Genomic DNA, 9074 nt, shown 5'->3' with positions numbered 1-9074 from the left:
TCCCGAACAGGACCGTGAAACGACTTTGCGCCGATGATAGTGCTGCAACCAGTGTGAAAGTAGGTCATCGTCAGGCTTTTATTAAAAAACCCTCTAAGCTTAGCGCTTAGAGGGTTTTTGCTTTGCGAAGCCACTTCGTATTGCCCTTCAAAATGACCGCAGATATCTTCAAATCTACTTGAAAATCAACGCTGCGCTGAAATTCGCTGAAGATTCACGCCGCAGACGGCACTGCAATATGGAGAAATGCTGCCTCAGATGCTAAATCTCTCCGATATTTCCTATACCGCCCAGGGAAAATAGGCAAAAAAAAGCCAGTCAGCTTTCGCGACTGGCTTTCTTGCTTACGTATTCTGCTCTTATTTTGATCAACAATCGCCATTAGAACGGATAAGCTACCCGCAATACGGCAAAGTTTGCGCCGCTGTTCGGCTTCTTGATGCCGCCGTTGGAGAAATGCTGCAGCTTGATGCCGACATCAAGGCCGTTGCCGAATACATAGCCCGCGCCCAGGTGGTCGCCAAATTCAAATGCGGTCGAAAAACGGCGGCTGTTGTTGTCATACAGGTGCGACATCAGGTGCACGCCGATGCCGGCTTCACCGTACAGGCCTCTTTTATCGTTGCTCTGGAAGCGGAACACAGGCGTGAAGCCGATGTCAGTCAGGTTCTTCGATTGACCGGGAACATTCTGGTATTGGTTTTGACGGAATTCAGCCAGGCTCAAATCCCAGTAGCCGCCGAGTTGCGTGCTGCTGCCTTGCCACAAAGGCGAACCCCAGTTCCATTGCGCGGCAATCCGGGCCAGTTGGCTCTTGTTGCCGGTGCCGACTTCAAATGAGGCGGAGTCGACGGCGAAGCTATTTGCGTGAACGCCAGCCAGCAGGCAGGCCGCGGCTAGAATCTTGAGTCCGGTTTGTTTTTTTTGCATAAAAGACTTTCGAGCGTAAAAAATAAAAAGCGAATGAAAGGCAAGTCCTCACCCTATTCATGGAACGGTTGCGCTGGCCGACTGGCGCCGACAGGTGCGATTACTTCCCTTGCCGGACTGCCGCGGCGCGCAGCTACAGCCCTAAAGAATAGTCGAAAACGGAGATTGCTGCCGAACTACAGATAATTCCTGTCGCAAAACGGTGACCCTGTGCTTTGCAATCAGGGGATATAAAAGGGTTCTGCGCGGCCAGGCACATCCACGTGCAGCGCTAGGACACAACCTGATAGCGGATATTTTTCCAGTTCCGCCGGACTACGCTTCTCGCGCACACTGGTGATATACAGCGTACGCAGATCAGGCCCGCCAAACGCCATCATGGTCGGGCAGCGCACCGGCACGATCACCTCTTGCAGAACTTCACCTTCAGGCGACAGACGCAGCAGCCGGCCGCCTTCATACATGGCGCACCAGTAAGCGTCTTCGCTGTCGACCGCCGCGCCGTCAGGACGGCCGCCGTAATCCGGCGCATTCTTGTCCATGGCGAACTGCCTGAGCACACGGCCGGCGCCGATCTTGCCGCTGGCCAGGTCGAAGTCGTAGCTGGTGATCCTGTGCGCAGTGGTGTCGCTGTGATACAGGGTACGGCTGTCGCCGCTGAAGCCAAGGCCATTGGAGACCGTCACCGGATTTCCGGCGGCGCGCACCACGCCTTTTTCGATCGCATACAACTGGGCGCCGGCATGGTCGCGCGGCTCATAGATGGTGCCCGCCCAGAAGCGGCCCGCAGCATCGCAGCGACCGTCATTGAAGCGTGCGGTGGCCATGTCATAAGGCGCATCGGCGATGTGCGTGAGCGCGCCGGTGTTCGTATCCAGGTATGCCACGCCGGTGCGCATGGCGACGACCAGGCCGCCGCCGGCGCGCAGGCCGATGCAGCCTGGCTCGGCATCCAGCTGCCACATGGTGTGCTTGCCGTCGGCAGGATGCAGTCGATGCACCTGCATTGCTGAAATATCGACCCAGTAAAGAGACGCTTCCGCTGCATGCCAAAGCGGGCATTCACCCAGTTGCATAGGGACGTCGTACGCGACTGCGATTTGATTCATGTGTGTGACGATGTGAAAAGAGAGGGCGGAAGGAGATCAGGCGGCGGGCTGCGAAAGACAGCTGAATCGCAGTCCGCCTGATCGAATCGTTATAGCGTCGCCGGCATGGCTAGCGACGCGGCAATCATTGCTTCTTCAAATACGTCTCTGCAAGATTAACCCAGTAACTGGCGCCAATCGGCAGCAAGTCGTCGTTAAAATCGTAGCTGGCGTTGTGCAGATTGCATGGGCCGAGGCCGTGGCCGCTGTCCCGGTGGGCGCCTTCGCCATTGCCGATGAAGACATAGCAGCCCGGTTTGTTCTGCAGCATGAAGGCGAAATCTTCCGCGCCCATGGTTGGCTCAACCTCGGGATTGACGTTGTCGCTGCCAACCATCGCCTGCAGCACCTCGACCGCAAATGCAGTCTCCTTGGCATGGTTCACCAGCGGCGGATAATTACGGTGGAAACGGAACTCCACTTCAGCGCCGAAGGCAGCCGCGGTATGCTGTGCCACTTCGCGCATGCGCGCCTCGATCGTGTCCAGCACCGGCAATGAAAAAGTCCGCACCGTGCCGATCAGCGTGGCGACATCGGGAATCACATTGGTGGCGCTGCCGCTATGAATCTGCGTCACCGACAGCACTGCCGGATCGTTGGGGTTGATGTTGCGCGAAACAATGGTTTGCCAGCTCTGCGCGATCTGCACCGCGACCATGACCGGATCGATGCTTTTGTGCGGCTGCGCAGCATGCGAACCCTTGCCCTTGACGATCACTTCGAATTCATTGCTGGACGCCATCATCGGCCCGGGCGTTACGCCAAAGCTGCCGGTCGCCATGCCTGGCCAGTTATGCATGCCGAACACCGCTTCCACAGGACATTTCTCAAACAAGCCATCGTCGATCATGCGCTGCGCACCGCCGCCGCCTTCTTCCGCCGGCTGGAAAATCAGATATACAGTACCGTCGAAATTGCGGTGCCGGGACAGATGGTGCGCCGCACCAAGCAACATCGCCGTGTGGCCGTCATGCCCGCAAGCGTGCATCTTGCCCTGATGTTGGGAGGCATGTGGGAAAGTATTCAACTCCTGCACCGGCAAGGCATCCATATCGGCGCGCAAGCCGATGGCGCGGCCGCTGCTGCCGTTCTTTATGATGCCGACAACACCGGTGACTCCCATCCCGCGCAGGATCGGGATCTGCCATTCAGTCAGCTTGCGCGCCACCACGTCGGAGGTGCGCTGTTCTTCATAGTTGAGTTCGGGATGTGCGTGCAAATCACGCCGGATGGCTTGCAGTTCCGCCTGGAAGGCGATGATGGGATCGATCAAATTCATATTCGGCTCCTGATATGTGGCATGCCTCTTGCCTGTAAAAAAAGGTCGGAGGCGTAGCGTCCAGAATGTGTATATTACGCCTACACGGTCCATCGGTGTTCACTCACAGGAGAGCATTATGCGTCTGATGTCTTGGCCAGCAACCGGATTGCGTGCATTCTTCATGGCTTGTCTGCTGACGCTGGCGGCGTCTGTCCTGCCTCCCGCGGCGGCCCAGGAATTCAAGCTGGCGATGAGTTCCCCGCCGACTTCGATGGATCCCCACTTCTATAATCTATTTCCCAATATCAACGTTTCCGATCATATCTTTGAACAACTGGTGGCGATGGATGCCGACAGCCACATCATTCCAGCGCTGGCCGAATCGTGGACGCTGGTGAACAATGTGACCTGGGAATTCAAGCTGCGCAAGGGCGTCAAATTCCACGACGGTACGCCGCTGACGGCGGAAGACGTAGCCTGGTCGCTGGAACGGCCGGCAACGATTGTCGGCAGCCCGGGAAAATTCGACACCTACACCAAAGCCATCGTCAATAAAAAGATCATCGATCCTTACACGATCCAGCTTACGACCAAAGAGCCGTATCCGCTGCTGCTGGCGGACCTGACCTCGATCTACATCGTGTCGAAGAAGGCTACGCAAGGCCTGAGCAGCGACGACTTCGCCAGCGGCAAGGGCATGGTCGGCACCGGCCCCTTCCGCTTCGTCAAATTCCAGCGCGACGACAGGGTCGAACTGGAACGCAATAACGACTACTGGGGCAAGAAGCCGGCCTGGAGCAAGGTCACCCTGCGCTTCATCCCCAACGACGCGACCCGCCTGGCGGCCTTGCTGGCCGGCGACGTGCAAGCCATCGAAAATGTGCCGACGCCGGATCTGGCCAAAGTCAGGGCGGACAAGAACCTGAGTTTCTACTCCAAGGTCTCGCACCGTGTGATTTATCTATATCCGGACACGCGCCGCGAAAAAACACCGTTCGTCACCGACAAAGACGGCAAGCCGCTCGACAAGAATCCGCTGATGGATCAGCGCGTGCGCCATGCCCTGTCGATCGCCATCAACCGCGATGCGATCCGCGACCGCGTGATGGAGGGATTGTCCGAGCCGACGGTCAACCTGGTGCCGGCCGCGCTGTTTGGCCATAATCCGGATCTCAAGCCGCCCAAATACGATCCCGAGGCAGTCAGGAAGCTGCTGACCGAAGCAGGCTATCCGAACGGCTTCGACCTGACTTTGCATACCCCGAACAACCGCTACATCAACGATGAGAAAATCGCCCAGACGATTGCCCAGATGTGGTCGCGCATCGGCGTAGCCACCAAGGTCGAAGGGGCGCCGATGTCGGTCTACGCGGCACGCGGTGCCAAGAGCGAGTACTCGATCGGCCTGCTGGGCTGGGGCGCGCAGACCGGCGAAGCCTCGTCGCCGTTGCGGGCGATGGTCGCTTGCGATAATCCGGCGAAAGGCATGGGTGCGGTCAACTGGCTGAAATACTGCAATCCTAAGATGGATGCGGTGCTGGCCAAGGCACTCGCCAGCGTCGATGACAAGGAGCGTTCAGGCTTGCTGCAGCAGGCCACCGCGATCGTCATCGACGACGGCGGCGTCATCCCGATTCACCAGCAAGTAACGACATGGGCCGCAAAAAAAGGTATCGTATATATCCCGCGCACCGATGAGCGTACTCACGCTTATCAGTTCTACCCGCAATAACGAGAGGGACAAAACGCGCGCATATCCGCTCACTGCTGGTGGCGAGCGGATTTTTTATGGATTCCGGGATATTCGATGCTGGCTTTTATCATCCGCCGCGTATTGCAAAGTCTGGCCGTGCTGCTGGTCATGTCGCTGCTGGTGTTTATCGGCGTGTACGCGATCGGCAATCCGATCGATGTCCTGATCAGCCCCGATGCCGATCAGATCGAGCGCGCCAAGGTGATCGTCGCCTTTGGCCTCGACAAGCCGCTCTGGCTGCAATATTTCATTTTCCTGAAGAACGCCATCGGCGGCGACCTGGGGCGTTCATTCGCCTATTCGACCCCGGCCCTGAGCCTGATTTTCGAGCGCATGCCGGCGACGCTGGAACTGTCGACCGCGGCGATCCTGCTCTCCATCGTGCTGGGGCTGCCGCTCGGCTTGCTGGCCGGCCTGCGTCCCAACGGCATCGTCGGCAAAGCCATCATGGCGGTTTCCATCCTCGGCTTTTCGCTGCCGACATTCTGGGTCGGCCTGATGCTGATCATGGTGTTTGCGGTGCAGTTGGGATGGCTGCCCACCAGCGGCCGCGGCGAAACGCAATTGCTGCTGGGAGTGCCGGTTAGCTTCCTTGGCTGGGACGGCCTGAAACATCTTCTCATGCCGGCTTTCAACCTGGCGCTGTTCAACATCGCCCTGGTGATCCGTCTCACGCGCTCCGGCGCCCAGGAGGCGCTGATGCAGGACTATGTCAAGTTCGCCCGCGCCAAAGGCTTGCGCAACAGCCGCATCATCGGCGTCCACGTGCTGAAAAACATCTTGATTCCTATCGTCACCGTGATCGCCTTGCAGTTCGGCTCGATCATTGCGTTTTCCATCGTCACCGAAACCGTGTTCGCCTGGCCGGGCATGGGCAAGCTGATCATCGATTCGATCCGCGTGCTGGACCGGCCGGTGATCGTCGCTTATCTATTATTGATCGTCACCATCTTCATCGTCATCAACCTAGCGGTGGACATGCTGTACTCGCTGCTCGATCCGCGCGTGCGCCTGGCAGAAAGCAAAGGCTGACATGCAACCGATCCAGGCAATCGAGACCGTAGAAACACCCTGGCAGCGTTTCGTCAGGAATTATTTCAGCAGCAAGATCGCCACCATCGGCTTCGTGCTGCTGGTGCTGATCCTGCTGGCGGCCATATTTGCGCCTGCGATTTCACCGCAGGATCCCTACGACCTGGCCAAGCTGGATGTCATGGACTCGCGCCTGGAACCGGGCAAGACTTTGGTCGATGGCAGCATGACTTATCTGCTCGGCACCGACGACCAGGGGCGCGACATGCTGTCGGCGATCCTGTACGGCATCCGCATCTCCGTGACGGTCGGCGTGGTCAGCACCGTCATCGCGCTGTCGCTGGGCCTGACGCTGGGCTTGCTGGCCGGGTATGCCGGCGGCCGCACGGAAGCGTTCATCATGCGGATAGCGGATATCCAGCTGTCCTTCCCACCCATCCTGATCGCCCTGATCCTGCTGGCGCTGACCGGCCGCGGCGTGGATAAGATCATCATCGCGCTGGTGGCGGTGCAATGGGCCTACTACGCGCGCACCACGCGCAGCGCCGCGCTGGTCGAACGCAAGAAGGAATATATCGAAGCTGCCACGGCGCTTGGCCTGTCGCCCTTGCGCATCATGTTCCGCCATCTGCTGCCCAACTGCCTGCCGCCGCTGATCGTGATTGCCGCCTTGCAGGTGGCGTCGGCGATTTCGCTGGAAGCGACGCTTTCCTTCCTCGGGCTGGGCTTGCCGATCACGGAGCCGTCGCTGGGACTGCTGATCGCCAATGGCTTCCAGTATCTGCTCTCCGGGAAATACTGGATCAGCGTCTTTCCCGGCATCGCCTTGCTGCTGGCCGTGGTGACCATCAACCTGGTGGCGGACCAGCTGCGCGACGTCCTCAATCCGCGCCTGCAGACGCAATAAGGCGATGATGGATACTCCGACGACACTGGTAGTAAATAATCTGCAGACCCAGTTTGCCACCCGCGCCGGACTGGTGAAAGCGGTCGACCAGGTGTCGTTTTCCATCAAGCGCGGCGAAATCATGGGGCTGGTCGGCGAATCGGGCTCGGGAAAATCGATGACAGGCTATTCCATCATGGGCCTGATCGACGCACCCGGAAAAATCGTCGCCGGCGAGATTCTGCTGCAAGGAAATGAATTGCGCGGGCTGCCGGCGGAAGCCATGCGCAAGATCCGCGGCAACCGCATCGCCATGATTTTCCAGGATCCGATGATGACCTTGAATCCGGTGCTGCGCATCGACACCCAAATGATGGAAGCGGTGCGCGCGCATCAGGATGTCAGCAAGATGGTGGCGCGCGAAATGGCGCGCGAGGCGCTGGTGCGGGTCGGCATCCCCTCGCCGGATGAACGCCTGCAAGCGTATCCGCATCAGTTTTCAGGCGGCATGCGGCAACGGGTGGCGATCGCCATCGCCTTGCTGAACAAGCCGGACCTGATCATTTGCGACGAACCGACTACTGCGCTGGACGTGACGATACAAGGGCAGATCTTGTACGAAATGCAGAAGCTGTGCCGGGAATCAGGCACGGCGCTGATCTGGATCACGCATGACCTGTCGGTGGTGGCAGGCCTGGCCGATACCGTGGCGGTGATGTACGCCGGCCGCATCGTCGAAAGCGGCACGGTGCAGCAAGTGCTGGAACATCCGCGCCATCCCTATACCCATGGCCTGATCGCCTCGGCGCCGTCGCGCAATCCGCGCGGCCAGCCGCTGCAGCAGATTCCCGGCATGACGCCATCGCTGTTGAATCTGCCGGAAGGCTGCGCGTTCCGCACGCGCTGCACCCATGCCACGGATGCATGCCTGCAGACGCCGCCGCTGCACACGGTCGGGCAGCGCATGCTGTGTTGTTTCCACCCGCTGGAGGATAGTCTGAATGGGACAGTGCAATGAGCGCGCTTGAAGATCGCCAGGCCGGCATAGTTCCAGCTTTGCCGCCGCTGCTGGAAATGCAGGCGGTCAGCAAGCAGTTCGTCAAGGGGCTGGACAGCGCGGCGAAAATCGCCAACCTGTTCGGCGCCCGCATGCAGCAGGAAGTGGTGCATGCGGTGGACGACGTCAGCCTGAGCATCGTGCGCGGCGAAGTGGTCGGGCTGGTGGGCGAATCCGGCTGCGGCAAGTCAACCCTGGGGCGGATGGCGGTCGGCCTGCATAGCCTTAGCGCCGGCATGCGCCTGTGGAAAGGGCAGTCGCTGGAACAGCTGGCCGTGCCTGAACGGCGCAAGAAGCAGCTGGCGATCCAGATGATTTTCCAGGATCCCTATGCCTCGCTGAATCCGCGCATGCGGGTGCAGGATATCGTCGGCGAGGCGCCGCTGGTGCACGGCATGGTGAGCGCATCGCAACAGCGCGAATATGTCGAGAGCCTGCTGCAAAGGGTGGGGCTGGACGGCGGCATGCTGCGCCGTTTCCCGCACCAGTTTTCCGGCGGCCAGCGGGCGCGGGTCGGCATTGCGCGCGCCCTGGCGGTCAAGCCGGAATTCCTGGTGTGCGACGAGGCCGTGGCGGCGCTGGATGTGTCGATCCAGGCCCAGGTGCTGAACCTGTTCATCAAGCTGCGCGACGAACTCGACCTGACCTATCTGTTCATCAGCCATGACCTGGGCGTGGTGCGCCATTTGTCGGACCGGGTGCTGATCATGTATCTCGGCCGCATCGTTGAATCGGCCGCGGCCGACACCGTCTTCGCCCGCGCGAATCATCCGTACACCCAGGCCTTGCTGGCGTCGGCGCCCAAGCTGGAAGTCAGGAGAACCGAATTCTTTGCGGTGAAGGGTGAAATCCCGTCGCCGCTGCATCCGCCCGCCGGCTGTCATTTTCATCCACGCTGTCCGCATGCGATGGCGCGCTGTAAAGAGGAAAAACCGGAATTGAAAGAAATCAGCAGCAACCATTTTTCGGCCTGCCACCTGAACGACGGCTAGTTTACCGGACAAATA

The 9074-nt window shown here is 59.5% G+C and carries 8 protein-coding genes; 5 read left to right on the top strand and 3 right to left on the bottom strand.

Annotated features, from left to right (window positions below):
- Positions 1 to 381: 381 nt before the first annotated feature.
- The 3 genes from KHU30_RS24470 to KHU30_RS24460 form a co-directional block, all read right to left on the bottom strand.
- Positions 382 to 930: an acyloxyacyl hydrolase gene (locus KHU30_RS24470; RefSeq protein ID WP_211445202.1), complete on the bottom strand. Its 549-nt coding sequence runs from the start codon at positions 928 to 930 to the stop codon at positions 382 to 384.
- A gap of 221 nt (positions 931 to 1151) precedes the next feature.
- Entirely contained in the window at positions 1152 to 2039 is an 888-nt protein-coding gene (locus KHU30_RS24465) for an SMP-30/gluconolactonase/LRE family protein (protein WP_211445201.1), read from the bottom strand.
- Between the two features lie 124 nt (positions 2040 to 2163).
- Positions 2164 to 3357, bottom strand: a complete 1194-nt coding sequence (locus KHU30_RS24460) for a M20 aminoacylase family protein (RefSeq protein ID WP_211445200.1) — start codon at positions 3355 to 3357, stop codon at positions 2164 to 2166.
- A 163-nt stretch (positions 3358 to 3520) separates the two neighbouring features.
- On the opposite strand from KHU30_RS24460, the gene KHU30_RS24455 reads away from it, so the two are divergent.
- The 5 genes from KHU30_RS24455 to KHU30_RS24435 all read left to right on the top strand — a co-directional run bounded on the left by KHU30_RS24455 (position 3521) and on the right by KHU30_RS24435 (position 9059).
- On the top strand, positions 3521 to 5071 hold the full coding sequence (locus KHU30_RS24455; RefSeq protein ID WP_211445207.1) for an ABC transporter substrate-binding protein: 1551 nt from the start codon (positions 3521 to 3523) through the stop codon (positions 5069 to 5071).
- Between the two features lie 75 nt (positions 5072 to 5146).
- A complete protein-coding gene (locus KHU30_RS24450; protein WP_211445199.1) occupies positions 5147 to 6124 on the top strand; it encodes an ABC transporter permease in 978 nt (325 codons plus the stop codon).
- A gap of 1 nt (position 6125) precedes the next feature.
- On the top strand, positions 6126 to 7031 hold the full coding sequence (locus tag KHU30_RS24445) for an ABC transporter permease (RefSeq protein WP_211445198.1): 906 nt from the start codon (positions 6126 to 6128) through the stop codon (positions 7029 to 7031).
- A 4-nt stretch (positions 7032 to 7035) separates the two neighbouring features.
- Positions 7036 to 8028 carry an ABC transporter ATP-binding protein gene (locus tag KHU30_RS24440; RefSeq protein WP_407928142.1) on the top strand — a complete coding sequence of 331 codons (993 nt, stop codon included), beginning with the start codon at positions 7036 to 7038 and terminating at the stop codon, positions 8026 to 8028.
- Positions 8025 to 9059, top strand: a complete 1035-nt coding sequence (locus KHU30_RS24435) for an ABC transporter ATP-binding protein (RefSeq protein WP_211445197.1) — start codon at positions 8025 to 8027, stop codon at positions 9057 to 9059. Before KHU30_RS24440 ends, KHU30_RS24435 begins: the two co-directional genes overlap by 4 nt.
- Positions 9060 to 9074: the final 15 nt, after the last annotated feature.

Origin of the sequence: Collimonas humicola, from assembly GCF_018304945.1 — a bacterium.
Classification (GTDB): Bacteria; Pseudomonadota; Gammaproteobacteria; order Burkholderiales; family Burkholderiaceae_D; genus Collimonas; species Collimonas humicola.
This window is presented reverse-complemented; position numbering and strand designations above follow the sequence as displayed.

Coding starts and splice junctions, on each gene's coding strand:
- KHU30_RS24470 (WP_211445202.1), bottom strand. CDS start 930: ATGCAAAAAAAACAAACCGGACTCAAGATTCTAGCCGCGGCCTGCCTG.
- KHU30_RS24465 (WP_211445201.1), bottom strand. CDS start 2,039: ATGAATCAAATCGCAGTCGCGTACGACGTCCCTATGCAACTGGGTGAA.
- KHU30_RS24460 (WP_211445200.1), bottom strand. CDS start 3,357: ATGAATTTGATCGATCCCATCATCGCCTTCCAGGCGGAACTGCAAGCC.
- KHU30_RS24455 (WP_211445207.1), top strand. CDS start 3,521: ATGGCTTGTCTGCTGACGCTGGCGGCGTCTGTCCTGCCTCCCGCGGCG.
- KHU30_RS24450 (WP_211445199.1), top strand. CDS start 5,147: ATGCTGGCTTTTATCATCCGCCGCGTATTGCAAAGTCTGGCCGTGCTG.
- KHU30_RS24445 (WP_211445198.1), top strand. CDS start 6,126: ATGCAACCGATCCAGGCAATCGAGACCGTAGAAACACCCTGGCAGCGT.
- KHU30_RS24440 (WP_407928142.1), top strand. CDS start 7,036: ATGATGGATACTCCGACGACACTGGTAGTAAATAATCTGCAGACCCAG.
- KHU30_RS24435 (WP_211445197.1), top strand. CDS start 8,025: ATGAGCGCGCTTGAAGATCGCCAGGCCGGCATAGTTCCAGCTTTGCCG.